24 protein-coding genes are annotated in these 25,159 nt (G+C 38.6%); 17 read left to right on the top strand and 7 right to left on the bottom strand.

Annotated elements, in window-relative coordinates; genetic code table 11:
• Nucleotides 1-135 precede the first annotated feature (135 nt).
• The 3 genes from CRJ00_RS14275 to CRJ00_RS14285 are packed head-to-tail and all read right to left on the bottom strand — an operon-like array spanning nucleotide 136 to nucleotide 2,174.
• On the bottom strand, nucleotides 136-750 hold the full coding sequence (locus CRJ00_RS14275) for a deoxynucleoside kinase (protein WP_099367435.1): 615 nt from the start codon (nucleotides 748-750) through the stop codon (nucleotides 136-138).
• 6 nt (nucleotides 751-756) lie between these two features.
• Nucleotides 757-1,755: a tryptophan--tRNA ligase gene (trpS, locus tag CRJ00_RS14280; RefSeq protein WP_099367436.1), complete on the bottom strand. Its 999-nt coding sequence runs from the start codon at nucleotides 1,753-1,755 to the stop codon at nucleotides 757-759.
• Nucleotides 1,756-1,793: 38 nt separating this feature from the next.
• Complete coding sequence (locus CRJ00_RS14285) at nucleotides 1,794-2,174, bottom strand: hypothetical protein (protein WP_099367437.1); 381 nt, start codon at nucleotides 2,172-2,174, stop codon at nucleotides 1,794-1,796.
• Between the two features lie 145 nt (nucleotides 2,175-2,319).
• On the opposite strand from CRJ00_RS14285, the gene CRJ00_RS14290 reads away from it, so the two are divergent.
• Both CRJ00_RS14290 and CRJ00_RS14295 read left to right on the top strand, forming a co-directional pair.
• Nucleotides 2,320-2,781, top strand: coding sequence for a hypothetical protein (locus CRJ00_RS14290; RefSeq protein WP_245153284.1), 462 nt, complete (start codon nucleotides 2,320-2,322; stop codon nucleotides 2,779-2,781).
• A gap of 9 nt (nucleotides 2,782-2,790) precedes the next feature.
• The gene (locus CRJ00_RS14295) at nucleotides 2,791-3,579 is read left to right on the top strand and encodes an SDR family NAD(P)-dependent oxidoreductase (protein WP_099367438.1); all 789 of its coding nucleotides are present in this window, start codon (nucleotides 2,791-2,793) and stop codon (nucleotides 3,577-3,579) included.
• A 32-nt stretch (nucleotides 3,580-3,611) separates the two neighbouring features.
• On the opposite strand, the gene CRJ00_RS14300 is transcribed toward CRJ00_RS14295, so the two are convergent.
• A complete protein-coding gene (locus CRJ00_RS14300; RefSeq protein ID WP_099367439.1) occupies nucleotides 3,612-4,487 on the bottom strand; it encodes a PPK2 family polyphosphate kinase in 876 nt (291 codons plus the stop codon).
• Nucleotides 4,488-4,679: 192 nt separating this feature from the next.
• Here CRJ00_RS14300 and CRJ00_RS14305 point away from each other — a divergent pair, with 192 nt between their 5' ends.
• From CRJ00_RS14305 to CRJ00_RS14355, 11 genes are all read left to right on the top strand, one after another.
• The gene (locus CRJ00_RS14305; RefSeq protein WP_099367440.1) at nucleotides 4,680-5,282 is read left to right on the top strand and encodes a SatD family protein; all 603 of its coding nucleotides are present in this window, start codon (nucleotides 4,680-4,682) and stop codon (nucleotides 5,280-5,282) included.
• Nucleotides 5,275-6,003 carry a DUF3307 domain-containing protein gene (locus tag CRJ00_RS14310; protein ID WP_099367441.1) on the top strand — a complete coding sequence of 243 codons (729 nt, stop codon included), beginning with the start codon at nucleotides 5,275-5,277 and terminating at the stop codon, nucleotides 6,001-6,003. Before CRJ00_RS14305 ends, CRJ00_RS14310 begins: the two co-directional genes overlap by 8 nt.
• Before the next feature lie 24 nt (nucleotides 6,004-6,027).
• The gene (locus CRJ00_RS14315) at nucleotides 6,028-7,173 is read left to right on the top strand and encodes a serine hydrolase domain-containing protein (RefSeq protein ID WP_099367442.1); all 1,146 of its coding nucleotides are present in this window, start codon (nucleotides 6,028-6,030) and stop codon (nucleotides 7,171-7,173) included.
• A 47-nt stretch (nucleotides 7,174-7,220) separates the two neighbouring features.
• Nucleotides 7,221-8,417 (top strand): enoyl-ACP reductase FabV, encoded by a 1,197-nt coding sequence (gene fabV / locus CRJ00_RS14320; protein WP_099367443.1) that lies wholly within the window; start codon nucleotides 7,221-7,223, stop codon nucleotides 8,415-8,417.
• Between the two features lie 231 nt (nucleotides 8,418-8,648).
• Complete coding sequence (locus tag CRJ00_RS14325) at nucleotides 8,649-10,847, top strand: ATP-binding protein (protein WP_099367444.1); 2,199 nt, start codon at nucleotides 8,649-8,651, stop codon at nucleotides 10,845-10,847.
• An 89-nt stretch (nucleotides 10,848-10,936) separates the two neighbouring features.
• A complete protein-coding gene (gene lepA, locus CRJ00_RS14330) occupies nucleotides 10,937-12,727 on the top strand; it encodes a translation elongation factor 4 (protein WP_099367445.1) in 1,791 nt (596 codons plus the stop codon).
• A gap of 25 nt (nucleotides 12,728-12,752) precedes the next feature.
• Nucleotides 12,753-13,640, top strand: coding sequence for a bifunctional 5,10-methylenetetrahydrofolate dehydrogenase/5,10-methenyltetrahydrofolate cyclohydrolase (locus tag CRJ00_RS14335; protein ID WP_099367446.1), 888 nt, complete (start codon nucleotides 12,753-12,755; stop codon nucleotides 13,638-13,640).
• 73 nt (nucleotides 13,641-13,713) lie between these two features.
• Nucleotides 13,714-14,223 carry a hypothetical protein gene (locus CRJ00_RS14340; RefSeq protein ID WP_144038163.1) on the top strand — a complete coding sequence of 170 codons (510 nt, stop codon included), beginning with the start codon at nucleotides 13,714-13,716 and terminating at the stop codon, nucleotides 14,221-14,223.
• Nucleotides 14,224-14,309: 86 nt separating this feature from the next.
• Nucleotides 14,310-14,756 carry a GreA/GreB family elongation factor gene (locus CRJ00_RS14345; RefSeq protein WP_099367448.1) on the top strand — a complete coding sequence of 149 codons (447 nt, stop codon included), beginning with the start codon at nucleotides 14,310-14,312 and terminating at the stop codon, nucleotides 14,754-14,756.
• An 82-nt stretch (nucleotides 14,757-14,838) separates the two neighbouring features.
• Nucleotides 14,839-15,327 (top strand): BON domain-containing protein, encoded by a 489-nt coding sequence (locus CRJ00_RS14350; RefSeq protein WP_099367559.1) that lies wholly within the window; start codon nucleotides 14,839-14,841, stop codon nucleotides 15,325-15,327.
• Nucleotides 15,328-15,338: 11 nt separating this feature from the next.
• Nucleotides 15,339-15,761 (top strand): SH3 domain-containing protein, encoded by a 423-nt coding sequence (locus CRJ00_RS14355; RefSeq protein WP_099367449.1) that lies wholly within the window; start codon nucleotides 15,339-15,341, stop codon nucleotides 15,759-15,761.
• Nucleotides 15,762-15,840: 79 nt separating this feature from the next.
• On the opposite strand, the gene CRJ00_RS14360 is transcribed toward CRJ00_RS14355, so the two are convergent.
• Together CRJ00_RS14360 and CRJ00_RS14365 are read right to left on the bottom strand one after the other, a co-directional pair.
• Nucleotides 15,841-16,452 carry an Ig-like domain-containing protein gene (locus tag CRJ00_RS14360; RefSeq protein ID WP_099367450.1) on the bottom strand — a complete coding sequence of 204 codons (612 nt, stop codon included), beginning with the start codon at nucleotides 16,450-16,452 and terminating at the stop codon, nucleotides 15,841-15,843.
• Between the two features lie 143 nt (nucleotides 16,453-16,595).
• Entirely contained in the window at nucleotides 16,596-17,303 is a 708-nt protein-coding gene (locus CRJ00_RS14365) for a hypothetical protein (RefSeq protein WP_099367451.1), read from the bottom strand.
• Between the two features lie 107 nt (nucleotides 17,304-17,410).
• Between CRJ00_RS14365 and CRJ00_RS14370 the strand changes: the two genes are divergently transcribed.
• Nucleotides 17,411-19,468, top strand: a complete 2,058-nt coding sequence (locus CRJ00_RS14370; RefSeq protein WP_099367452.1) for a heavy metal translocating P-type ATPase — start codon at nucleotides 17,411-17,413, stop codon at nucleotides 19,466-19,468.
• 256 nt (nucleotides 19,469-19,724) lie between these two features.
• On the opposite strand, the gene CRJ00_RS14375 is transcribed toward CRJ00_RS14370, so the two are convergent.
• On the bottom strand, nucleotides 19,725-20,495 hold the full coding sequence (locus tag CRJ00_RS14375) for a DUF4382 domain-containing protein (RefSeq protein WP_099367453.1): 771 nt from the start codon (nucleotides 20,493-20,495) through the stop codon (nucleotides 19,725-19,727).
• Nucleotides 20,496-21,312: 817 nt separating this feature from the next.
• Between CRJ00_RS14375 and CRJ00_RS14385 the strand changes: the two genes are divergently transcribed.
• The 3 genes from CRJ00_RS14385 to CRJ00_RS14395 are packed head-to-tail and all read left to right on the top strand — an operon-like array spanning nucleotide 21,313 to nucleotide 24,650.
• The gene (locus CRJ00_RS14385; protein ID WP_099367455.1) at nucleotides 21,313-22,002 is read left to right on the top strand and encodes a helix-turn-helix transcriptional regulator; all 690 of its coding nucleotides are present in this window, start codon (nucleotides 21,313-21,315) and stop codon (nucleotides 22,000-22,002) included.
• A 1-nt stretch (nucleotide 22,003) separates the two neighbouring features.
• Nucleotides 22,004-23,101 carry a helix-turn-helix domain-containing protein gene (locus CRJ00_RS14390; protein WP_099367456.1) on the top strand — a complete coding sequence of 366 codons (1,098 nt, stop codon included), beginning with the start codon at nucleotides 22,004-22,006 and terminating at the stop codon, nucleotides 23,099-23,101.
• A 46-nt stretch (nucleotides 23,102-23,147) separates the two neighbouring features.
• Nucleotides 23,148-24,650 (top strand): helix-turn-helix domain-containing protein, encoded by a 1,503-nt coding sequence (locus CRJ00_RS14395; protein WP_180268498.1) that lies wholly within the window; start codon nucleotides 23,148-23,150, stop codon nucleotides 24,648-24,650.
• Nucleotides 24,651-25,159 lie beyond the last annotated feature (509 nt).

Genomic DNA, 25,159 nt, shown 5'->3' on the forward strand with positions numbered 1-25,159 from the left:
AGGATGACAAAGTCCAAAGATTGCTTCGTCGTACCTCCTCGCAATGACGTGTTTTCACAATTACTGTTGTTCGCAATGACGTGTTTTCACAATGACGTGCTTTCGCTATGACCTGTTTTCGCAATAACGTACTCCTTAAAACAAGCCAAATAACTCCGTTTCAATCTTTTGAATAATAATTCCTAAATCCTCCGAGTTATTCGCGAAATCCAAATTATCCTTGTCCAAGATCAACAATTTCCCATCCTTATAATTCCCGATCCATTTTTCATACTTCTCGTTCAATTTGGAAAGGTAATCCAATCTTATCCCCGATTCATAATCTCTTCCACGTTTCTGAATATTATTCACCAATGTAGGCACCGATGCCTTCAAATAAATCAATAAATCCGGTGGTTTGATATAATGGATGATACTTTGGAAAATATCGCTATAATTCTCAAAATCCCGTTCACTCATCAATCCCATATCGTACAAGTTCTCTGCAAAGATGTAAGCATCTTCATAGATCGTACGGTCTTGGATCATATTGATCCCGCGATTCTGCAGATCAACAATATGACGGAAACGGCTGTTCAGAAAAAATATCTGTAGGTTAAAGGCCCAACGTTTCATATCGCTGTAGAAATCTTCCAGATATGGGTTGTTATCTACGGCTTCAAATTGGGGTTCAAAGTTGAGGTGTTTGGCAAGACGTTCGGTTAAAGTTGTCTTTCCGGCACCAATATTTCCAACAATGGCTATATGCATATCTGATTAATATAGTTTTTTAAGACCAATGATTTCTCTTACCTCTTTCAATGTTTTTTGCGCACTAGCCTGTGCCTTATCTGCACCCAATTTAAGTACTTTCGCAATATAGGCATCATCCTTATCGATTTCCTCGATACGTGTTCTCACCTCATTGGTTGCCAATACCATATCCTCTGCCAATTGTTTTTTGAAATCACCATATCGGATTTCGCAATTGTTGTACAGACCATCAAAATGGGCCAAGGTATCCGGTGTAGAGACCACTTTCATTAAATCGAATAGATTCTGAACCGCTTCTGGTTTTTCCTGGTTCAAACCGGTAGGTCCAGCATCCGTCACTGCACGCATGATCTTTTTACGGATTGTCTCCGCAGGATCGGAAAGGTAGATACAATCGGCATCACCATTGGATTTTCCCATTTTTCCCTGACCACTCAATCCAGGGATCTTGATCAGTTTGTCGGAATAGGTAAAGGCAAAGGACTCTTGGAAATAATCTACATTATACAAACGGTTGAAACGGTTACCGAAAGTACGTGTCATCTCCAGATGCTGTTCCTGATCTTTACCAACCGGTACTTTGGTCGCATGGTGGATCAAAATATCACAAGCCATCAAAACAGGATAAGTCAATAGACCTGCATTGACATTATTTGGGTTTGCTCTTACCTTGTCCTTGAAAGCGGTAGAACGCTCCAGTTCGCCCAGGTAAGCGTTCATGTTCATGTATAAATATAATTCAGCTACCTCAGGCACATCAGATTGTACATAGATGGTGGATTTTTCAGGATCCAATCCGGCAGCTAAATATTCAACAACCACTTGGCGCACAGTACTGGTTAGGTCCTGTGGGGTAGGGTGTGTAGTTAACGAATGAAGGTCGGCTATAAAAAAGAAGCAATTGTATTCGTTCTGCATTTTAACGAAATTGCGCAATGCTCCATAATAGTTTCCTAGGTGTAATTTTCCGGTACTTCTAATACCACTAACAACGGTTTCCATATGTTGCAAAGATATGCAAATATTGGAAATAAATCACCCTAATATAACTGTGGATGCTCCAAAAGGTCGGTCACATAGCCAAGCACTTCTGCTTCGTTGTTCCCATCTTCCAACATGGAGAAAGTGAGGTAGGCCGCGTAGATTTCTGATGAGAAGAGCACATGTTTGTCGGAAACAATCGCATCGACCACGCCTTCACGGACTTCAATGCCCAAATGCTCAATTTCATTGTGTAAATTAATAGCTATACTATCGTGATCTTCCCCAGATGCAAAGCCAACAATGATATGCAATATCAATTTATCGAATAATTCCGGAGCCATATCCTTGAACTTATTGGCATAGAGTTCAGCGTCAAAACGACTTTTTGCACTACAGACAATCTTGTCCCAAATAAGGTATTCAGTTTTAGTTTGCATAGTAGAAAGTTTATAATTGTTATATGTAAATATAACGTTAATTCTTTAATATCCTATATATAATCAGGCATAATTCAGGCATTTAGGCAAACTTTTAAGGCTTTTTGGGGGTTATTAAGAAAAGTGTATATTTAATTTATTGATCATGGAAAATTCGAAAAACAACAAAAAGAATCTAGAAGAAAACCTGGAAAACGAAGCGGAAAACCTAGAACAAGGACAGGAAATCTTGGATGAGGGCACAGAAGAAATCGATGAGCAGGGACCTACCGATCCGCAGGATCTGGCCTATAATGAAGAAGAAGATAGTTTTGAATTGGATGTGAATGATGAAGATCCAGATTGGGATCATCCAATGGATTACGATACGATCAGTGAAGGAGCGCAGGATGATGATTCTACCTTTGATAATTCGAACCCTTATGTAGGAGAGGAATATGCCGATCGGGAAGATTTGCAGCAAGAAGAGCTGGAGGATAATAATATGCGGATCACGGACGATCGCGCTATACGCGTTTCTAAGGAAGATGAGGCCCTATCCCGAAATCCTGAAGATTATAGAGATGACCTTGATGAAGAAGGCTATCCGAAGAATGACGAAAAATAAAATGTATACATGTTAATAGATCTAAGTGGAAAAAAGGCCTTAGTAGGAGGCGGTTCGGATGGTATTGGAAAAGGGATAGCATTGCAATTAGCTTCGGCAGGAGCTGAGGTGTTCGTTATGGCGAGAAATGAAGAGAAGCTTAAGGCCGTAGTTGCGGAATTGGATGATGCCAAAGGGCAACAGCATGGCTATGTGCTTACGGATTTTAATGATTTGGAAAAACATAAAGCCGTGTTAAAGGACTTTTTTGGAAAACATTCTATCGATATCCTATTGAACAATACCAATGGTCCTCAACCGGGCAATGTCCTATCGAAAAAGGAAACGGATTATCAGGTTGCTTTTGATCTCTTGTTCCAGAATGCGGTAATTGCCAGCGAACTGGCCTTACACCATATGAGAAAGCAGGGATTCGGCCGGATCATCAATGTTTCATCGCTAACCGTTAAAGAGCCACAGGATAACCTGGTCCTTTCCAACAGTATGCGGATTGCCTTGGTCAGCTGGAGCAAATCCCTTTCCGCTGCCGTAGCCAAGGATGGAATAACCGTTAATTCCATTATGACGGGCTATTTCGATACCGAGCGCCTGCATAGTCTGATGGAAGGACAAGCCAAACAACAGGGAATTCCCTTGGAAGATGTCAAGCAGCATCGATTGGAAAGCATTCCATCAAAAAGATTGGGATTACCTGCCGAATATGGCTTTTTAGTCACCTTCTTGGCTTCAGATTATGCCTCTTATCTCAATGGTGCCAGCATCCCCTTGGATGGTGGACTTTCTAAAGTGGTTTTTTAAAGGTTTTTTTTAAGATATATTCTAATTGGAAGCTATTCAGCTTCCAATTGTTCTTTATATAACCTTTTGTTCTCTTCCATTTCTTCCGGCATTTCCGGGTATTGGATATCCTTGTACTGTGATAGTACATCGTAAATGATCTGCGCAACGAGATATCGGCTTACGGGTTTGCTGTCCGAAGGGATCACATACCATGGCGCATGTTTTTTACTGGTGTTTTTGATCGCGTCTTCATAGCATACTTGGTATTTGTCCCATAAAGCTCTTTCTTCCAAATCGCCAGGGGAGAACTTCCAATTCTTTTCCTCTTCCTCCAAACGGCTCAATAGCCTGTTCTTCTGCTCTTCCTTACCAAGGTTCAGGAAGAACTTGAAGATGATCATCCCGTTTTCCGCCAATCTTTTCTCAAAATTGTTGATCTGCTCGAAACGCATATCCCAAAAATTCTTCGGCAATTTCTTGGGGTCGGTGATTCCCGGTATGCGTTCGTTCAATAGATATTCAGGATGAACCCTGGTAACCAAAACATTCTCATAATGCGTTCGGTTAAAAACAGTGAACTTTCCTTTCTGCGGTAATTTGATTTCATGTCGCCAAAGGTAATCATGCTGCAGTTCCTCCTCGCTAGGGGTTTTGAAACTTTCCACCACGACCCCTCGCACATTCATTGCCTTGAAGACTTCCCTGATTAAAGAGTCTTTTCCGGCCGTATCCATGCCTTGAAGGCAGATCAGGACACTATATCGGTCATCGGCATACATCTTGTCCTGCAGGTCAGCTATTTTTTTGCGCAGTTCCTTCAATTTTTCTTTCGCTTCATCCGAACTGATATCCTCTTGGAATTTGGTGGGATGATCGGAAAGCTTAAAATCCTTATCAGCCGTTAGTTTCTTTGCATAATTCGCCATATTGCTTTTTTATCTGATTATAACGTTATTTGATTATATTCTTAATTATAATTAATTTTGATTATAAATTCTAATATAACTATATTTGGGTATAATATGATTTATAATCGTTTCCGGTTATATTTTTGATGAAAATAATTCTAAAGAAATTATAAAGGAAATTTAGGAAATAAAACAGTAAATTCAATCATTATGAACCAACGAATCATCATAACAGGAGATGTAGTGCATTCAAGATCCCAGGATATCGGATTGTGGATGCCCGAATTAGAACATAGTCTTCGGCTCCATGCGCAGCGTTTTGATGTGTTCCGGGGAGATAGTTTCCAGGCTGAGGTAGACGTAGAGCAGTTGTTTACCACTATTTTTCATTTGAAGGCTTCATTAAGAAGTTTTGAAAATATGGATGTTCGGTTAGGGATAGGGATTGGAGAGATCAGCTATATAGACCCCGACATCAAAAAAGCTTCCGGCACGGCCTTCGTGTATTCGGGCGAAGCATTTGATCATCTGGGGAAAGAAAGTATCCTGTTTAAATCCGAAAACGAGGATTTGGATGCCTTCTTGAACCTGACAACCAGCTTAGCCTGTCTGATTGCCGAACAATGGACGGTGAATATGGCGGAGTCGGTCAAAGCGGCATTGGAAAACCCCGAGGCTACCCAACAGGAATTATTGGAAATAATAGGTCGGAAACACCAGAGCCAATTAAGCTTAGAGCTCAGGAAGGCGAATTATGCGAAAATTCAACAGGTCATACGATATTGTACACAAGAATTAAGAAAACATGCTTAGTTTATTATTGATGTTTCTGGCCCATATCCTTGGGGATTTTGTTTTGCAACCTAGGTCTTGGGTGGAAAAAAGAACGGCTAAGATTCAATACCTATTTTATCATATCGCTGTTCATGCAGGATTATTATTCTTGTTTTTCTCCTGGGATTTGACCGGGAATTGGCAGAACATCCTCTTTTTAACAGCAGCACATTTGGCCATTGATAGTGCTAAGATCGGTTTTGAGATAAAATTCCCTAAGCATGGGGTCTTGGCCTTTATCATCGATCAGCTACTGCATATCGGGAGTATCCTTGTCGTGTTTTTCTTCAATAATCCTGAGAAATGGAACGCGCTCATCGGACAAATAGATCCGTATACCATCCTTTTGTACCTCATAGCCATCATGATGCAGCTGTTTGTGGTGCCGATCATTATTCGGGTATACATCAGTAAATGGAACCAAGAGGTAGAGTTCAACAATAAACGGAAGGAAACCCTATTTGAGGCTGGAAAATTGATCGGGGTTTTGGAAAGGGTCATGATCTTATGTTTCGTTCTGTTGGATTTCATGGAGGGCATCGGCTTTCTTTTGGCTGCCAAATCCATATTCCGATTTGGAGACCTCAGCAATGCAAAAGATACCAAATTCACCGAATATGTACTGATTGGCACACTGTTGAGTTTTGTGTTAGGAACCTTGATTGCCTTAGGCTTAAAACAAGCACTTATTTTAATATAAAAACAAACATAAACCTATATAAAAATGAATATCCTTAAAACCTATACCTTATTGATTTTCATGGTTTTTACCATGATTGGATCAAGCTATGCACAAAGCCCTACGTTTGAGGAAGATCTGCAACAGATCATGCAGAAGCATGAGGCTGTTGGTCTAGCTATAGTGGTGGTAAAGAATGGAAAACCCGTATTCGAAAAGGCCTATGGCTACAAGGACCTAGAAAAGAAAACCGCATTGAGTACGCAAGATCTGTTTCGGATCGCGTCGATCTCCAAATCTTTCAGTTCTACTGCAATTATGCAATTGGTGGAGCAGGGAAAAATCAGTCTAAATGATGATTTCAGTGAGCTGGTCGGATTCAACGTGCGAAATCCTAAATTCCCGAATACCAAAATAACATTAGAAATGGTGCTATCGCATCGTTCCAGCCTGAACGATAGCAATGGATATTTCACTTTTGATGTCCTGGATTCTACGAAAAACCCCAATTGGGCTAAATCCTATAATAATTACGAGCCAGGCAAAGGCTATGAATATTGTAACCTTAATTTCAATATGGTAGGGGCGGTTCTAGAAAGGATCAGCAATATCCGTTTTGATAACTACATCGAACAGCAAGTATTAGCTCCCTTGCAATTACAGGCAGGGTACTGCGTGGATTCTTTGGACCAAAGCAGGTTTGCTAAATTATATGTAAAATCCACTGGGGTTTTTAAAGAGCAGCCTTCTGCCTACAATCCGCGATCCGAAGAAATCAGGAATTATACGATGGGTGTGAGCACACCTGTATTTTCTCCAACCGGGGGGCTTAAGATCTCCGCCAAGGACCTGTCTACCTATATGATGATGCACATGAACTATGGGAAGTTGGGAAAAGTAAGAATCCTCAAAGCGAAAAGTTCAAAAAGAATGCAGAAAGGCTTGTCTGCTAAAGAGCATTATGGATTAGCCTTATTGGAAACCGATGATCTTATTACTGGAGAACATTTAATAGGGCATACCGGCTCTGCCTATGGACTTTACAGTAATATGTTCTTTGAACCCAAAAAGAAATTTGGGTTTATTGTCATTACCAATGGCTGTGTACCGAACTTGGTGGATGATGGACAGACCCTCAAATTTTCCAAGGAAGTTATCAATCTATTATACAAGAACTATATTAAAAGATAAAAAATTGACTATTTTTGTCAAGATTATTCAATGAAATTTAATTAAGGATGATTATACAACCAAGAACTAGAGGTTTTATTTGTTTAACTGCACATCCAGATGGAGCAGCACAACACATCAAAAACCAAATCGAATACGTGAAATCAAAAGGAAAGATTGCTGACGGCCCTAAAAAGGTATTGGTAATCGGTGCTTCAACCGGTTTTGGTATTGCTTCTCGTATTTCTGCTGCGTTCGGATCTGATGCAGCTACTATTGGCGTGTTTTTTGAAAAACCAGCTACCGAAGGAAAATTAGGTACTGCAGGTTGGTACAATACCGCTGCTTTTGAAAAAGAAGCCCAAGCGGCAGGCCTTTACGCCAAAAGTATCAATGGCGATGCTTTCTCTGATGAAATCAAGCAACAGACCATTGAATTGATCAAGAAAGATCTTGGACAGGTGGATCTAGTCGTCTATTCATTGGCTTCACCTCGTCGTACGCATCCGAAAACAGGCGTGCAACATGCCTCTGTATTAAAACCTATTGAAAAACCATTTACCGATAAAACGGTAGATTTCCATACTGGTGTTGTTTCTGATATCACCATCAATCCGGTGGAACTGGAGGATGATATCAATAATACCGTAGCCGTAATGGGTGGCGAAGATTGGAAATTCTGGATAGAAGATCTGAAGGCTGCAGGAGTATTGGCAGAAGGTGTAAAAACCGTTGCTTATTCTTACATCGGCCCAGAATTAACCTATCCAATCTATAGAAACGGTACGATCGGTCGTGCTAAAGATAATTTAGAAGCAACTGTTCCAGCTATCAATGCGTTGTTAGCAGATATTAATGGGGTTTCTTATGTTTCAGTGAACAAAGCTTTGGTAACCCAATCAAGTTCTGCTATTCCTGTGGTTCCATTATACATTTCTTTGTTGTACAAAGTAATGAAGGAAAAAGGGATCCATGAAGGAACGATCGAGCAGATGCAACGTTTGTTCGCAGAAAGACTTTACAACAATTCGGATCTTCAATTGGACGAAAAAGGAAGAATTCGTGTGGATGACCTGGAAATGCGCGAAGATGTGCAACAGGAAGTTGCTGAATTATGGAAAAAAGCTACTACTGAAAATCTGGAAGAGATTTCTGATATTCAGGGTTACAGAAATGATTTCTTCCAATTGTTCGGTTTCAATTTTGATGAGATCGATTATGAAAAAGATACAAACGAAGTCGTTCCAGTACCAAGTATCGGCTAATATTTCTTTTTAGGAATAAACTTATAAGAAAGGCTTTCTATCTATTAGGAAGCCCTTTTTTATGCCTATAAAACCATCCAAAAGTCCAATTTATTTATTGATAGTCAATCTAAATTTTCCGTAATTCATTAAAAAATTAAAGATGTTCAAACCTTTTTTTTAATTTTAACCCATTATTTTGATGTTGGGGGATGTAAAATCAAAATAACTACCATAACTAACTATTAATTAATGAATAATCAGGAGATTGTAGAAGATGATCAATTGTACCTTAGCGAGGGTATTCAAGAACATGGTTTTCTATTGATTATAAACCATGACTATTCTTTGGTTGCCCTGAGCGAAAATTGTTCCGATTGGTTGACCAACCCAGTGAACCATTACATCGGTTCTAATATCTGGAAATTTATTGCTACATATTTCCCAAATTACCAAGAGAATTTAAAGAAGGGGATTGATGAGGTCTTCGAAGATTCAGATGAGCGTGTTTGGATGGAAGTAGAGGTAGGACCTTTCGGTTGCTACCTAAATGTTTATGGCACAAGTAAATATATCTATCTGGAGTTTGAAAAGAAGGCTATTGATCAAAATGTTTTCTTTCCTAAGATTGAGGTGTTTAACAACCTATTAGTAAAAAACAAGGACCGGATCTGGGAGGTAACTTCAGCGTATATTTCGAAAATAAGTGGCTTCGATCGAATTCGTGTTTTTGCCTATGATAAGGACAATAATGGACTTATAATAGCTGAAAATATTAAACATCCTGACTTAGAAGGTATTCTAGGATGTTATTATCCTTACACCGATGTATTTCGGCTGGCAAGGAACATTCATGTGGTCAATTATAGTCGTTATACGGCGCAGATCAATGGACCAACCATCAAGATTATCTCCAATGGAGTAGATCATCCTAATCTTTCCCAAACCAGTGTCCGAATGGTCTCGCCCATACATGCTGCCTATATGCTAAAGGATGGGGTGAACTCGAACCTCAGTGTGTCCATTATTGTAGATGGTGGATTATGGGGATATGTTTTCTGCCAAAGTAAGGATGCTAAAAAAGTAAACCTGCTCAAAAGAGAGGCCTTGGTGTACTTTGTGCAGATGGCTGTGAATCAGTATGTTGAAAACCAGGATCTCAAAGACCGTAAGTTTTACGAGGAAATAAGGGATTTTGAACTTCTGCTAAAAGAAAAATTATTAGTTCAGAATGATCTATACAAAGTACTCAACGATTTAGGTGATCGTTTATGTTATTTTGCGAAGGCGGATGCCATGGCCATCCTGAGCAAGGATGAATTACATACCTACAATATCTCCATTGGGAAGCGTAAAGTAGATGCCATCGTTGATCAGATTCGTAAAGTAGAAAAAGGAAGTTATTTCACGGATGAAGAATTTGTATTTAAATACGGCAAGAAACTAGGCTTGGAAACCGAGCGCTTTGCTGGTATTTCGGCTATTTGTGTGGATGAAAAGGAATCTTTAGCCTTTTTGTTCTTCCGGAAGGAAAAAATCCAAAAAAGGAAATGGGTGGAAAAACCGGAAGAACTTATTGCGGAAGGGAAACCTAATGTGCAATTTGTGCATGAAGAACATCCTTATTTGGATGTTTGGCATCAAACCACTTATCATGCCTCCGAGAAATGGACGGATATGGAGTTTTTCTTTTTCAAAAGGTTGCGCGAGATTGTACTGGTGAGTTTCCGGATGCTGGCCGAAGAGATCCAAAAGCTGAACCTCGAAGTGCTCAATTTGAATACGGCATTGGATAATTATGCCAATACCGTAAGTCATGATCTGAAGAATCCATTATCAGCTATCAACCTTTCGGTACAGATGATGATGCAAAAGCCAGACATGTCGGAAGTGTTGAGAATGAAAATGCTCAAGAATACCAAAGAAGCAGTCAACATCATCAATGAAATGTTGCGTACCATCCATGAATTTTCAAAGGTCAAAGGCTATGATTATAAAATGGAATCGGTATATACCCAGGATTTCATCCCGCAGATTGTTGATTTCAGTAAGTTAAGATATGCTGCTGATCATGCAGAAGTAGAATTTGGCAACCTTTTTCCTTTACATGGTGAGAAAACCATTATCTATCAATTATTCCAGAACCTGATTGGTAATGCAATGAAATACAGTGCGAAAACAGCTTCACCTAAAATAAAGATTTATTCCGAACTGGAAAATGAATTCGTTCGCTACCATATTATTGACAATGGAATTGGGATGGCAAAGGAAGAACTAAGCAATGTCTTTGATAGTTTTAAGCGACTTTCCAATGCAACAGAATTTGAGGGTACAGGACTTGGGCTATCCATCGTAAAAAGAATTGCCGAACGTTTGCATGTTAAAGTCCAAGTAGATAGCGAAATAGGTTTAGGGACTGCTATTCAACTTACCTTTCCGAACGACAACTAAATAATTCCGAAATTAGAAGCCCTAAATAGGGGAAAACCTCGTTTAAAAAAATTATATTTGCGAATTAATTTGAAGGGATAATCACCTATATGAAGCAAATACGCAATTTTTGTATCATCGCGCACATTGACCACGGTAAAAGTACATTGGCCGATAGATTGTTAGAGTTTACAAACACCATCAGCCAACGTGAAGCTCAGGCCCAATTGTTGGATAATATGGATTTGGAAAGGGAAAGAGGGATTACGATCAAGAGTCATGCTATCCAAATGGAATTCCAAAAAGATGGTCAACAGTATATCCTTAACCTGATCGATACACCTGGACACGTGGATTTTTCCTATGAAGTTTCCCGTTCCATCGCTGCCTGCGAAGGTGCATTATTAATCGTTGATGCTTCACAAGGGATTCAGGCCCAAACCATTTCCAATCTATACCTAGCATTGGAACATGACCTAGAAATCATTCCTATTTTAAATAAAATGGATCTTCCTGGCGCTATGCCAGAGGAAGTGAAAGATCAGATCGTGGATCTTATAGGCGGTAAAAGAGAAGATATCATCCCTGCATCAGGAAAGACTGGATTGGGTATTCCTGATATCCTAAATGCTATCGTTGAGCGTATCCCTGCACCTGTTGGTGATCCGGAAGGACCGCTTCAAGCCCTGATCTTTGACTCGGTATTCAACTCCTTCCGTGGTATCATGGCCTACTTTAAGGTAGAAAATGGAGAAATCCGTAAAGGCGATCGCGTAAAGTTCGTTGCAACTGGAAAAGAATATTATGCGGATGAAGTAGGTACCTTGAAACTTAATCAGGTTCCTAAAGAAGTTATCAAAACAGGTGATGTAGGCTACATTATTTCGGGGATCAAAGAAGCCCGCGAGGTAAAAGTAGGAGATACCATTACCCATAAAGACCGTCCTTGTGCATCTGCGATCCAAGGTTTCGAAGAGGTAAAACCGATGGTGTTTGCGGGTATATATCCCGTAGATACAGAGGATTACGAGGAGCTACGTGAATCGATGCATCGCTTGCAACTGAATGATGCTTCCTTGGTGTTTGAACCGGAATCATCTGCGGCATTGGGATTTGGATTCCGTTGTGGATTCTTGGGAATGCTCCATATGGAGATCATCCAAGAGCGTTTGGAACGCGAGTTCGATATGACCGTGATCACTACGGTGCCCAACGTATCCTACAAAGCATTTCTAACAAAAGACAACGAAGAAGTGGTGGTTCATAACCCTTCTGATCTTCCAGATCCAAGTAAATTGGATAGTATTGAAGAACCTTATATCAAAGCGAATATCATTACCAAAGCAGAATTTGTTGGTCCTGTAATGTCGCTTTGTATCCAAAAACGTGGTACCATCATCAACCAATCATATTTGACCTCCGATCGTGTGGAATTGGTGTTTGAGATGCCTATGGGAGAGATTGTATTCGATTTTTACGATAAACTGAAAACCATTTCCAAAGGCTATGCTTCATTCGATTACCATCAGACCGGTTATAGAACATCTGATTTGGTTAAATTGGATATTCGTTTGAACGATGAGCCTGTAGATGCACTATCCTCCTTGATCCACCGTAGCAATGCCTACGATTTCGGTAAGAAAATCTGTGAGAAATTGAAGGAATTATTACCTAGGCAACAATTCGAAATCCGTATTCAGGCATCCATCGGAGCCAAGATCATTGCCCGCGAAACCATTTCTGCCCTACGTAAGGATGTAACTGCCAAATGTTATGGTGGTGATATTTCCCGTAAGCGTAAATTGTTGGAAAAACAGAAAAAGGGTAAGAAACGTATGCGTCAGGTAGGTAATGTGGAGATTCCACAATCTGCATTTATGGCGGTATTAAAACTTGATTAATTTACAACAACCTTTTATAGATAACATGAAGTTACTGGACGGAAAAGAAGTTTCTGCAAAACTTAAAGAAGATATCAAAAGAGAAACTGCTGAACTGACTCAAACCTTAGGTCGTAAACCGCATTTGGTTGCTATTCTAGTCGGAAACGATGGGGGTAGTGAAACTTATGTGGCTAGTAAAATGCGTAATTGCGAGCAGGTTGGTTTTGATTCTACCAACTTACATTATGAGGACAGCATTACCGAGGAAGCGTTATTGGCAAAGATTGCCGAGATCAACCAAGATGATTCCATTGATGGATTGATCGTTCAATTGCCATTACCTAAGCATATTGATCCAGAGAAAGTTACTGAAGCTATAGATTATAAAAAAGATGTGGATGGATTCCATCCGATCAACCTGGGAAGAATGCAGCGTAATCTGCCTTGTTTTATCCCTGCTACTCCTTACGGGATCATGTTGATGTTGGAACATTATCAGATCAATACCTCAGGCATGAAAGCCGTGGTGGTTGGCCGTAGCAATATTGTAGGCTCTCCGATGAGTATTCTATTGGCAAGGAACAGCAATCCTGGGAATTGTACAGTAACATTGACCCACAGTAGAACACAGAACCTGAAAGAAGAAGTTCTTCAAGGGGATATCGTTGTTGCAGCCATTGGTCGCAAGAATTTTGTGACGGCAGAAATGGTGAAAGAAGGTGCTATAGTCATAGACGTGGGAATAAACAGAGAAAACTCTTCAGAAACAAAATCAGGATTCAAATTGTACGGAGATGTTGATTTCGAGGAAGTTTCCAAGAAAGCATCTTGGATTACACCAGTTCCAGGAGGAGTAGGTTTAATGACCATTATCGGCTTATTGAAAAACACATTAGAAGCGGCTAAAGGCACGGTTTATCCAAAAGCATAATTTGGTATAAATTTTGCAACATGCTCCGAGAAAAATGTTAAACAAAAACACACGAACATTTAATTTTACAAACATGAAAAAACTTGGATTATTAGCGGCTGTTGCATGTGCTATCTCTTTTTCGGCATGTAATAACAACACATCAACCATGGATAAAAACCATGACGGTGATACTACTGCTGGAGAAAGATTGGATCATTCCATTGAATCAGCTGAAGATCACGCTGCGCACATGAAAGCAGATGCAGATAAAGCAGCTGCTGATGCGGAAGCTAATCTTAAAAAAGCACAAGCTGATTTAGATGCAGCTGTGAAAAGTGGTGATAAACAAGCAGAAGAAGCTGCTAGAAAAGCAGTAGCAGATGCGGAGACTGCTTGGGAAAAAACCAAACAAGCAGCTAGAGATGCTGCCGAAGCAGTAGAAAGAGGCGTAGATAATGCAATCGATGCAACTAAAGAAGCTGGACAAAGAACCGGTGATGCGATCGAAAATGCAACAGATAGAACGGCAGATAAAGCAAAAGAACTTTCTAACGAAGCAGAAAGAAAAGCTAAAAACGTTAAAGAAGCATTAGAAAACTAATTTAATATATAAATTGGTTATTAAGTTTTTAATTGAAACGCCAAATCTGATTTGGCGTTTTTTTTATTTATTAGCATATTGAATTCATGATAGAAAAAGAGGTCTGGATCCGGGAAGCCATCCAAAAAACAGAAAGCAGAATAAGCGACATTAGCGCTGCTATGGAAACGGCAAATGATAGTTTGGTCAACGATACGAAGAGCAGCATGGGCGACAAATATGAAACCTCCAGAGAAATGGCCCAGCAAGAACTTAGTCGGCTTCAACAACAATGGAAACAGGCCCAACAGGATTTAGATACTTTACATAATTTACCTTTAGAACCCCTAAGATTGGTGGGTTTGGGAAGCCTGGTTGTTACAAATCAGTTCCATTATCTATTGTCCATTTCCATCGGGCCAATGAAAATCGATCAGGAAACCGTCATGGTGATTTCGAAAGAATCTCCAATTGGAAAGCTATTGCTAGGGAAAAAAGTAGGGGACAGCCTGACCTTCAATGGCAAAGAAATCAAGATCACGAATTTATTATAAAACAATAATAATTTCTTAAAACCAATTTGGATATTTTTTGTTTAGATTTAAGTATAATTTACTTACATAAACAATGATTTTTATGAACCTACGAAAAATCTTATCAATGGCGATGGTTTCTGCCGTATTAGTATCAGGAACAGTCGCATGTAAGTCCAAAATTTCTGATGCGGACTTAAAAGCTAAAGTGGAAACAGCTATTCAATCCAATCCAAACGTTCAGGTGGATGTTAAAGACGGTGTGGTTACCTTGAATGGTACTGCTTCTTCTGAAGAGGAAAAAACAAGAATGGCTGATGCTGCAAAAACTGCAGATGCCAAAGGCGTTAAATCTGTAGTGAACAATATCGTGGTTAATGCACCACAGATTGAAGTGAACACCAATACCGATGATTTAACTGCTAAAGTTCAAGCGTTTACCAAAGATTTTCCAACGGTACAAACTACTGTAGCTGATGGAATCATCACGGTAACTGGAGAATTGGAACAAGCTCGTGTACAAGCTTTGAAAATGGGGTTAGATGCTTTGAATCCTAAGAGAGTTGACATGAGTGCATTAAAAGTTAAATAAAAAAGATTATTATGAGCTTATTAAGTAAATATCAAGTATTAGTAGATACAGCAAAAGCATCTGGGATTTCAGATTTGCAGGTGGCAGAACAAGATGGCGTTTTACAGATTCGTGGAACAGCTCCCAATGCCGATGTAAAGAATAAGTTATGGGATGTTTACAACCAGATTGATCCTAATTTCCTTACAGGAGATGTCGTAATGAACGTCGATGTAACTACTTCCGTTACAGGACAACAAGTAAAAGTGATCACGGAAAGCAGTAACTTGAATATCCGTAAAGGACCAGGTACTGATCAGCCAATTGTTGGTAAAGCTGCAAAAGATGAGGTGATTACCTTAATCAGCCGCGCTAATGACCAATGGTGGTTAGTAAGAACGAAAGATGGCGAAGAAGGATATTGTTATGCACAATATTTAGAGCCAATCGCTTAAGTTTTTTAAATAAAAGATTAGAGGCCGTATCAAATTTTTGATACGGCTTTTTATTTATTTGGCTTAACAATGTTTAATGTCATTCTTCTTTTATAGGATTATAGAAACCGACTAGCTGTTTTTCGGAATTGATGTCCAGTACTATGAAGTAATTTCTTTTAGAATCTAAATAATAGGTTCGTTTGTTTTTTTCCTTCATCACATGATATCGTTCAGCAAAAAAGGTGTGAGCAATCTTCGATAACTTAACATCATGGTCGCCAAAGATTATTCCACTTAAAAATAGTTGGTTTCTACTATTGAACCAATAATAGAGGTATTTGCTATGTTCAGAAGGATTGGCATAATATAATGCACTAAAATCTTCCTCAACTGGTTTAACCTTCATCAAGGATTTGATTCGAGCGATAGATTTTCCAAAATGGACAAAAGGTTCCTGAATCCCTTGCACATACGGCGTGATGGTTAATTCCTTTTCTATGATTTTATCTTTCCAACTTACGCTGATGGTGGTTGTGCCTATATGCTGACCTTTCAAAAATCCATTTTCATCTATAATGGCCACAAAAGGATCTGAGGATGCCCATAAGATCTGGTCTTTATGATGATCGGCGTTCAATTTTATTTGCTCATCATACTTCATTTCGTTGGGAAGATTCCTAATATCAAAAATAGGTTCTTCCGGATCCATGATTTTCCGACAGTGGCAAAACAGCAATAGGAAAGGGACAATTAAAATCGCCCACATCTTCCTTTTCCTTAAATATTCCATGATGGAAAATAGGAATTGGAAGTTAACTCATTGATTATTAAATATTAATATTTATAGGCTACCTAATAATTCCAACCTACAAAGCGTTGTTGAAGTCCGGTATCACTAAACTCCCAAACCAAAAAGCTGAAACAACCGCCATCCCCAATTTCCTGCTTTACAAAATAATGCCCATCAAATTTTTTGGCCTCGTAGTTTTTGTTTGCATGCAGAATCCCCCATATATAATTCATAGGTACCTGAATGTTTTTTTTGTTGAACATAGCGCGCATACTCTTTACCTCGGTCTTTGGCAATCCGCAATCTCCACCAAAGTAAAACTGTCCATTTATTTTAACAGGGCTTTGGCTCTGCGGATAATATTCGATTTTCTTGTTCGATTTGTTGAAAGCTTGTGTTTCCACAAGAAACTTGAATTCTTGAGGATTGGCCGATGGAAGGGCTTCCATTATTTTAAATTGCGATTTATGGAAATATCCAGCCTTTAAGTCTATATTTCCGTTTCCCAGGTTGTTTCTATTTTTTTGATCTATATATTGAACAGGGATCCAATCCGCATTTTTTTTCTCATGCATAAATTCTTCATCAAAAAGTATGATGGTGAATTTATTAAGCTTATCGATCACCTTGGCCTTGTTATTTCCTTCGGCCCGAACATTTGCATAACCATCTTGACTACTAATTACCGCCAATTGGGCGTGGGATGCAAAAATGCTCCCCAGGAACATCAATATTAATCCAAATAAATGCTTTGCCATCATGTCTTTCATATTTTTTCCTAAGGTACTTATATACTTATTATTTCCATAAAAAAGACTATCTACAAAACATTTACAGCATCCGTTGTTTTAACCTTTAAAGGTTAGTAAATTTAAAAATGGAACATAAACATCAATTTAATGCTGCTGGTGTTTGCGAAATCTGCAATCAGACGGATAAGATATATAAAAGGGCGGATGCCTCTTTAGCGCTATCCTCCAAAAAGAAACAACATAATCATGATGATAGCCACGATCACGATCATGATGATGGCCATGACCATAGCCATGATATGGAAGGTTCTACCTTCCAACTATTCCTTCCGGCCATTTTAAGTTTATTCTTGTTGCTCTCGGCTTTGTCCTTGGACCACCTTATTGCTAATGATTGGTTTAAGGGATGGATCAGGTTAGGCTGGTATGTATTGGCATATATTCCTGTAGGCTTCCCTGTTCTTAAGGATGCCTTGAAAAGCATTAGAAAGGGGAATTTCTTTTCTGAATTTTTCTTGATGGGAATCGCAACTTTTGGTGCTTTCGCTATTGGCGAATATCCAGAAGGGGTCGCAGTAATGTTATTTTATGCTGTTGGTGAAGCTTTTCAAACCATGGCCGTAACCCGCGCCAAAGCGAATATAAAAAGTCTATTGGATCAACGGCCAGATGAAGCGACAGTAATAAGGGATGGTGATCCCATACTGATCAGGGCAAAAGAGGTAAAGGTAGGCGATGTCATCCAACTGAAACCTGGTGAGAAATTAGCCTTGGATGCGATCTTGTTAAGTGATCAAGCCTCTTTCAATACCGCAGCGCTGACTGGAGAAAGTAAGCCCGATTCAAAAGTTAAAAACGATGCTGTGCTTGCCGGTATGATCAATCTGAAAAGCGTTGCAGAGGTTAAGGTTTCTGCAGCTTATGAAGACAGTAAATTGAGCAAGATATGGGAAATGGTGCAACATGCGAGTTCGCAGAAGGCTCCAACAGAACTGTTTATTTCCAAATTTGCTAAGATCTATACGCCAATTGTGGTTTTCTTGGCGATTGGTATTGCTTTTTTGCCGGCTATATTTGTTTCCGATTATGTTTTTAAAGATTGGTTATATAGAGCATTGATCTTTTTGGTGGTCTCTTGCCCCTGTGCTCTGGTCATATCCATTCCATTAGGCTATTTTGGGGGGATCGGGGCGGCCAGCCGAAACGGAATATTGGTGAAGGGTGGAAACTTCTTGGATAGCCTGGCCGCTGTAGAAGAAGTGGTCATGGATAAAACAGGTACCATGACCGAAGGTGTTTTTGAGGTTCAGGAAGTTGTTTTTAAAGATGGATTGGATAGGCAGGGGATATTGGAGGCTATAAATTTATTGGAAAGCAAAAGTACCCATCCTGCAGCTACCGCTATCCACCAATATGTTGGTGAGCCCAATCACGGTTTGTCCTTAACAGATGCAGAAGAGATAGCTGGACATGGATTAAAAGGACGAGTGAATGGCAAAACTTATCTGGTGGGTAATGTAAAGTTGTTGGACAAATTTCAGGTGGAATATCCGAAGGAATTGAATGATTTGGTATATACAACCATTGCTATTGCGGAGAATGGGGAATATGTGGGGTATTTAACGATAGCAGATAAGATAAAGGAAGATGCAAAAGCTACAATAGAAAAACTGCATGCCTTGAAAGTGCGGGCTACGATGCTAAGTGGCGATAAAAATGCGGTGGTGCAATATGTGGCCAAGGAGCTTGGGATCGATAGCGCTTTTGGTGATCTCTTGCCGGAGGATAAGGTGGAAAAACTGAAGGAATCAAAATCGAGGTCTTCCATAGTGGCTTTTGTGGGAGATGGGGTCAATGATGCGCCGGTTGTGGCCTTAAGTGATGTGGGGATAGCCATGGGGGGCTTGGGATCAGATGCTACAGTAGAAACTGCTGATGTGGTGATTCAGGATGATCGACCAAGTAAGATTCCGATGGCTATTGCAATTGGTAAAAAAACCAAGGCCATTGTATGGCAAAATATCATTTTAGCATTTGTGGTTAAGGGGATTGTTCTGTTGTTGGGTGCTGGAGGATTAGCGACCATGTGGGAAGCGGTATTTGCCGATGTAGGGGTGGCTTTGTTGGCTATTTTGAATGCGGTGAGGATACAGCGAACTGATTATAGGGACAAGGTGAAATAGTTTGGACATGCTGAGCGAAATAGCATTGTCATGCTGAATGAAATAGCATTGTTATGCTGAATGAAATAGCATTGTTATGCTGAATGAAATAGCATTGTCATGCTGAGCGAAATAGTTTTGTCATGCTGAGCGAAGTCGAAGCATCTGTTCGTTGGTAACCGTACAGGTCCTTCGACTACGCTCAGGATGACAATAAAGTCAATCAAGATGACAATAAAGGCGCTTTGGATGTCCAATAAAATCCCTGAGGAAATTATTAATTAACCCCGATAGTGCCTAAATCTTTAACTTCACCATTTGCAACCTCAATAGGCATGATGGTTTTCTCTAAATAAGGCGTAACAGTAGGTTGAACCAATAACTTATAAGTGCCTGATTTAACTCCTGGGAAGTAGAAATTACCCAATGTATCAGCTAATGTACCCAAAGTATCTGCTCCATTGATCAACAATAAGTTGGCTAGCGATTCTTTTGGAGAAACAATACCTTTAACAGCACCAGAAACAGCAACTGGAATTGCACGGATAACAGGCTTCAGCATGTATTTTCCGTTTCCAGTCATGTGAATAGATTTCGATGCATCAAAATCCAATAATAGGGTATAGGCAACCCCTGGTTCCAAATTATCCTGAACCTTGATTTTTACCCCTGATGATTGACCACTAGGCGTAGTCAGCTGATGCCTAACACCATCGATAACCACCTCATTACCTTCATCCTCCAATACCAAACGGATTTCTTGAAGTTGGCCTGAAGGGACATCAGCATTAGCTAACACCGTATCACGACCTAAGCGATACAATAAGATATCAAAAGGATCATCATCGATATCCACCGTTTTGTTTCCGCCTGCGGATAAGATCTCAATGTGATCAATGTTTAAAAAGATTTGATCGTAATACCCTGGGGCATCGGTCATTTTAATGGTGACTGGCGTGGTTCTGTTTAGATCCATCCCGTCATCGTTGCTACAGCTCGCAAATGATAGCGCTGCAGCAGCTAAGGCAAATGATAATAACGTTCTCATAGTTTTTAAATTGATAGTACTCTTTTATAAATTGATAGTACTCTTTTACAAATCCTATGTCTATAAATGTTAAAACATAAATTTTAACATTTCGAAATCTTACATTTTCCTCTCTAAAGCTGCAACTATTATTCGGAAAGAGAAACGTATATTATAATTTAAATTGATGTTCATCATAAAAAGTTATAAAATAAACTTAATTATTTTAATTTTTTTATATTTGCTTTAGATAAAAATGTTTAACAGTTAGGTTAAAGCTTAAAAAAGATTTAAATTTTAAAAATATTTTAGGAAATATTCCAATTAATTAGAAAAAATATTAAATATAAATTTAATTTACTGATTTTATAATTTTTGTAACCAAATTAGATATTTTTTAAACTTTCATAATCCGATAACAGAAAATTAACCAAACACAATTAAAATATCTCCTTATTAAGGAGTTGAATTTGAAGGATAATGAAGGATGGTTTTATACCTAAATGGGGTTAGGCCATTTTTTACTGGAATTTTAATAAAAGGAAATACCATTTTTTAGGAAAATCCCGGAAACTACCAAACTATGAAAGACAGACTGAATAATTTCAACTTGTTGATCTTGATATTCTGTTTATTGTTGATTCTGCATATTCCATTTATGGCATAAATGTATGATATTCCGATTGCCCTGTTATATGGTCCATTGTTATTGGCTTGCTTATGGAATTTGAGGCTACAAAGAATAAAGTTTCTAACAGTTTGCATGCACTTTTTACCTTTTTTTCTATTCTCCATACTCTATATCAATTGGGCTAGGGATTTGCAAAAGTGGCATTTAATGATTGTTTATATCGCTTATATAAGTTCTCTAACAGTCTATCCGACTTATGTATTGAGGAATACCCAAAAAGTAAGGGGAGCTAAGAACAGGTATAAAGCTATTCTTTTGGAGATCCTCTGTCTTTTTGGTTTTATTGTAGCCTTTTTTTTGTTGACGATGTTGTTTTATATGTTTAAGCCATTTAATTATGATGTCCGTCCGGTTTATGTATTTATGGTCATCAATTGTATTGGGATCTTTATCATATTAGGATTTTTGATTTCTCGATTTTCTATGGACAACCGTCGGACATACTATAATGTATTGACTGCCGAAAAATCACAGCCGATAAAAATCACGGAGCAGGAGTGGGGAGCCTATCATCAAGTATTGCAACATGCAATGGAAAAGGACAAGTTGTTTCTGGATTCCAATCTCAGCATGGAAAAATTCCTACAGCATACCGGATTAAGTAAAGAGGTGATGCTTCAATTCCTTGATCTACAGGCTAAGTGTTCTTTCTTTGATTGGTTGGCAAAATATAGGATTTTGTATGCCGTGAGTCTATTGAAAGGTAATTATCCGCATTTAAAGACCGCTGTTCTTTCGAATTTATGTGGCTTCAATTCTGTTTCTAAATTCAATAAATATTTCCACTTATATATGCGTCAGTCGGTAACAGATTTTAAAATAAGCAATCAAAAGTAGCATGGTCATTTTTTTTATATATGCATCGATCGTCATGATCTGTTTAATGAGTTGCCAGGTGTATTACCTCTTGCCTAACAAAAGCTCATTTGATAAGATTGTTTTTCGGTTATTGCTCGTCATGCTCTTCCATGTAAGTTTTGCGGCCATCTTTATCGATATTGTTAAAGGATATCAATATGTCGATCGAGGTGCTCCCCTAGGCTTGTTGTATGGTCCCATTTTATATTTTGCTTTCATGGCTTATGAAGATAAAAAACCAAAAGTTAAAACGGTATTTCTACATTTCACGCCATTCTTGATCTTTTTGGGGATATATTTTTATTTCCTTACCTCTGAAGTATTTCGTGTCAACTTTAGTAAAACCTATTATTTTGTCCTATATAGTACTTTTGGTCTATCTTGGATGATATACCCCATATTTATCATGTTCAAAGGCAGGGGCTTGGATATTGCCATGTCGAACATCAAACGGATTTTTTATTTTTCGATCATCTTACTTTTGGTTCTTGCGGCCTTCATTTTGCCGCTGATATCTGCTCAGTTTCTTACACAGATCAGAAATACCTCGCAGTTATCTACCATCACCATTTATATGATCATGTTGTTTGGGGCGATCATTATTTATAATTACCTATTGAAAGAATTGGTGGATAGGAAAACAGTGCATAGTGAGTTTGATTTTCTGAATCATCCTTTTCCTATGGTCGAAGCTGAAAACCCGATTTTGGAATTGCAGTTGCCTAACCATAAACTCACGAATTATCAAGACCGGGTGTTGAATTACTTAAACCAGCAGCCCTACCTTGATCCTGGCTTTAGTTTGGATACCATGGTAAAAGATTTGAAGATGTCCAGATCGATGATCTCCCAATTTTTCAAGGAGTATTTTAAACAGAATGTATTGAAAATCATTAATTCTTTACGGATTGAGGCGGTATGCAAAGAATTGGAACAACCAGATTTTGATATGAATATAGAAGAACTGGCTCTTCGATGTGGTTTTAGTTCGAGGGCATCTTTTTATAGAAATTTTAGTCTTGAAAAGGATTGCACACCAGTAGAGTACAGGGAACAGATAAAATCCAAGCTTTTGTAATATGAGGCAATTGTTCATTCTTATATTTATTGGACTCATGGTACCCATGAAAGGATTCCCTCAGGAGGGGAATTTTGAAGAACGACTCCGTTACATTCAAAAAGATTTAAAAGATAGAGACCTCCGAGCAGCCATCCGGCTTACAGATTCCTTGGTCACCGAAGCGGAAAGTGCTGAAGAAGAGATTAGTGCCCTAATCTTACTTGCCAGTTTATATAAAGAATCGAAAGATTATGTTCGGGCGATCAGAAAGGGGTTATTGGCCGAACGCAAGGCCGAATTATCTGGATATTACGAGTTGGCGACTCAGAATTCAATTTTCCTTGCCGAAAATTTTCGGGAAGTGGGTCTGAATGTGGAAGCCCAACGTTATATTGAGATAGCCCATCAGAACCAGAACTCCATTGAAGACACAACCTTATTTGAGGAGGAAAGAATACACATCATCCAAGAGGAAGCTTTGCAGCTGATGAACAAAAGAGATTTTATTGCGGGTATTAAAAAATTGGAGCAAGGGAAATCCGCTTTATCCCAGATAAAGGTCCAAACGCCACAGACGATCCTATTTAATTCTTCCTTCAGTTACCTCATGGGGCAATGTTATCTTCAATTATTAAAATTCGAACAAGCAATCAATCAGTTTGACAACGCCACCCGTCTTTTGGGAAGTATGGAGAGTAATTTTCGGGCATATATGTATCTAGGCAAAGCTGAAGCTTATCTTAAATCAGAAAAATTGGATTCTACTTTATCCTATTTGGGAAAGGCTAAGCCGTATTTAACGAAGTTCAATCGAATGGATTTTAAAGAACCTTATTATCTTGTTTCAGGCAGATATTATCAAAAAATCAATGACCATAAACAATCTAATGCCTATTTTAATGATTATGCTAATATATTAAAAGAGAAAACAGAATATTCCATAGCGGTTTCTGATGAATTGATCAAAGATTTAAACAATCAGAATTTGATCAGTCGCAAACGGAATCTTATCCTTGTTTGGTCGCTATTGATAAGTCTAGCTGTGTTCAGCGTCATTTATATCATCTTGAAAAGGAGATTGGATAATAATCCTACCCGGGAATCGGATCAGGTGATGGATTTCGACATGAATATCGAAGATGAACCTATTTTGGTTCCAAAGATCCTGATGAAGGAAATCAATATGGAAACCGACCTCAATATTTCATTGGATACAGAAAACAGGCTGGTGAAGGATTTGAACCAGATGGAAAATGAGCAGTTTTATTTGGATAAAAATATTACGTTGAACAAATTGGCGCATAAACTTCACTCTAATCAAAAATATGTTTCATACGTTATACGAAAATATAAAAACCAAAATTTCAACGACTATATTCTTCATCTTCGGATTCAATTCCTGATCAGAGAATTAAGTGAAAACCAGGTCATGTTGGATTATAAACTATCCTACCTAGCAGAGTTTTCTGGTTTTTCTTCGCATAGTAAATTTACCATGGCCTTTAAAGCCGTTGTTGGTATACCACCTTCCCAATATATTGAAAATAAAAGAAATGAGATTTATTGAGATTAGGAAAAGGTAGAAACCATTCTAAAATCTCATTTTTAAGCAGCCCTTTTTAAAAAATCGGAAAACCTATACTGTCCACCCAAGCCGAAATTCCCGTTTCCTAGAAACTTTTTGCCCATAATTGGACATTTTTATCCTAATTGAAAGTTTGAAACTTCCTGCCAATTTTTCCCATATTCCTCATTTTTCCCGCTTATACGTAAAAATTACTGCGTCTTTATGAATAATATCCGTTTATAGAGACTATCTAATTGCCATAAATTGTCCTAAAACAATGCAAATTTTATTAATTATGGAAAATAGGTAAATATCCGGTTGATGAACTGTGATTTATTAAAAACAATTGAAATACAGATAGTTACCTATTGATTAATGATGTCTCAAAAAATTCATCTTGCAGATTATCCAATTATTGAGACATATTTTCCTTCCCATACATGGTAATTTTGAACTGTCGGTTTTGATACGCTATCTTATTTAAAACGCGCAAGAAAACGCTTATCTAA

This window comes from Sphingobacterium sp. 1.A.4, assembly GCF_002734245.1.
Taxonomy (GTDB): Bacteria; Bacteroidota; Bacteroidia; order Sphingobacteriales; family Sphingobacteriaceae; genus Sphingobacterium; species Sphingobacterium tenebrionis.

Excerpts from the sequence above, each read along its gene's own strand:
- CRJ00_RS14335 (WP_099367446.1), top strand. The coding sequence starts at position 12,753 with ATGAAGTTACTGGACGGAAAAGAAGTTTCTGCAAAACTTAAAGAAGAT.
- CRJ00_RS14275 (WP_099367435.1), bottom strand. The coding sequence starts at position 750 with ATGCATATAGCCATTGTTGGAAATATTGGTGCCGGAAAGACAACTTTA.
- CRJ00_RS14285 (WP_099367437.1), bottom strand. The coding sequence starts at position 2,174 with ATGCAAACTAAAACTGAATACCTTATTTGGGACAAGATTGTCTGTAGT.
- fabV (WP_099367443.1), top strand. The coding sequence starts at position 7,221 with ATGATTATACAACCAAGAACTAGAGGTTTTATTTGTTTAACTGCACAT.
- CRJ00_RS14350 (WP_099367559.1), top strand. The coding sequence starts at position 14,839 with ATGAACCTACGAAAAATCTTATCAATGGCGATGGTTTCTGCCGTATTA.
- CRJ00_RS14290 (WP_245153284.1), top strand. The coding sequence starts at position 2,320 with ATGGAAAATTCGAAAAACAACAAAAAGAATCTAGAAGAAAACCTGGAA.
- CRJ00_RS14340 (WP_144038163.1), top strand. The coding sequence starts at position 13,714 with ATGAAAAAACTTGGATTATTAGCGGCTGTTGCATGTGCTATCTCTTTT.
- CRJ00_RS14295 (WP_099367438.1), top strand. The coding sequence starts at position 2,791 with ATGTTAATAGATCTAAGTGGAAAAAAGGCCTTAGTAGGAGGCGGTTCG.
- CRJ00_RS14310 (WP_099367441.1), top strand. The coding sequence starts at position 5,275 with ATGCTTAGTTTATTATTGATGTTTCTGGCCCATATCCTTGGGGATTTT.
- CRJ00_RS14370 (WP_099367452.1), top strand. The coding sequence starts at position 17,411 with ATGGAACATAAACATCAATTTAATGCTGCTGGTGTTTGCGAAATCTGC.
- CRJ00_RS14395 (WP_180268498.1), top strand. The coding sequence starts at position 23,148 with ATGAAAGGATTCCCTCAGGAGGGGAATTTTGAAGAACGACTCCGTTAC.
- CRJ00_RS14390 (WP_099367456.1), top strand. The coding sequence starts at position 22,004 with ATGGTCATTTTTTTTATATATGCATCGATCGTCATGATCTGTTTAATG.
- CRJ00_RS14355 (WP_099367449.1), top strand. The coding sequence starts at position 15,339 with ATGAGCTTATTAAGTAAATATCAAGTATTAGTAGATACAGCAAAAGCA.
- CRJ00_RS14365 (WP_099367451.1), bottom strand. The coding sequence starts at position 17,303 with ATGAAAGACATGATGGCAAAGCATTTATTTGGATTAATATTGATGTTC.
- CRJ00_RS14345 (WP_099367448.1), top strand. The coding sequence starts at position 14,310 with ATGATAGAAAAAGAGGTCTGGATCCGGGAAGCCATCCAAAAAACAGAA.
- CRJ00_RS14375 (WP_099367453.1), bottom strand. The coding sequence starts at position 20,495 with ATGAGAACGTTATTATCATTTGCCTTAGCTGCTGCAGCGCTATCATTT.
- CRJ00_RS14325 (WP_099367444.1), top strand. The coding sequence starts at position 8,649 with ATGAATAATCAGGAGATTGTAGAAGATGATCAATTGTACCTTAGCGAG.
- trpS (WP_099367436.1), bottom strand. The coding sequence starts at position 1,755 with ATGGAAACCGTTGTTAGTGGTATTAGAAGTACCGGAAAATTACACCTA.
- CRJ00_RS14315 (WP_099367442.1), top strand. The coding sequence starts at position 6,028 with ATGAATATCCTTAAAACCTATACCTTATTGATTTTCATGGTTTTTACC.
- CRJ00_RS14305 (WP_099367440.1), top strand. The coding sequence starts at position 4,680 with ATGAACCAACGAATCATCATAACAGGAGATGTAGTGCATTCAAGATCC.
- CRJ00_RS14360 (WP_099367450.1), bottom strand. The coding sequence starts at position 16,452 with ATGGATCCGGAAGAACCTATTTTTGATATTAGGAATCTTCCCAACGAA.
- CRJ00_RS14300 (WP_099367439.1), bottom strand. The coding sequence starts at position 4,487 with ATGGCGAATTATGCAAAGAAACTAACGGCTGATAAGGATTTTAAGCTT.
- lepA (WP_099367445.1), top strand. The coding sequence starts at position 10,937 with ATGAAGCAAATACGCAATTTTTGTATCATCGCGCACATTGACCACGGT.
- CRJ00_RS14385 (WP_099367455.1), top strand. The coding sequence starts at position 21,313 with ATGATTGTTTATATCGCTTATATAAGTTCTCTAACAGTCTATCCGACT.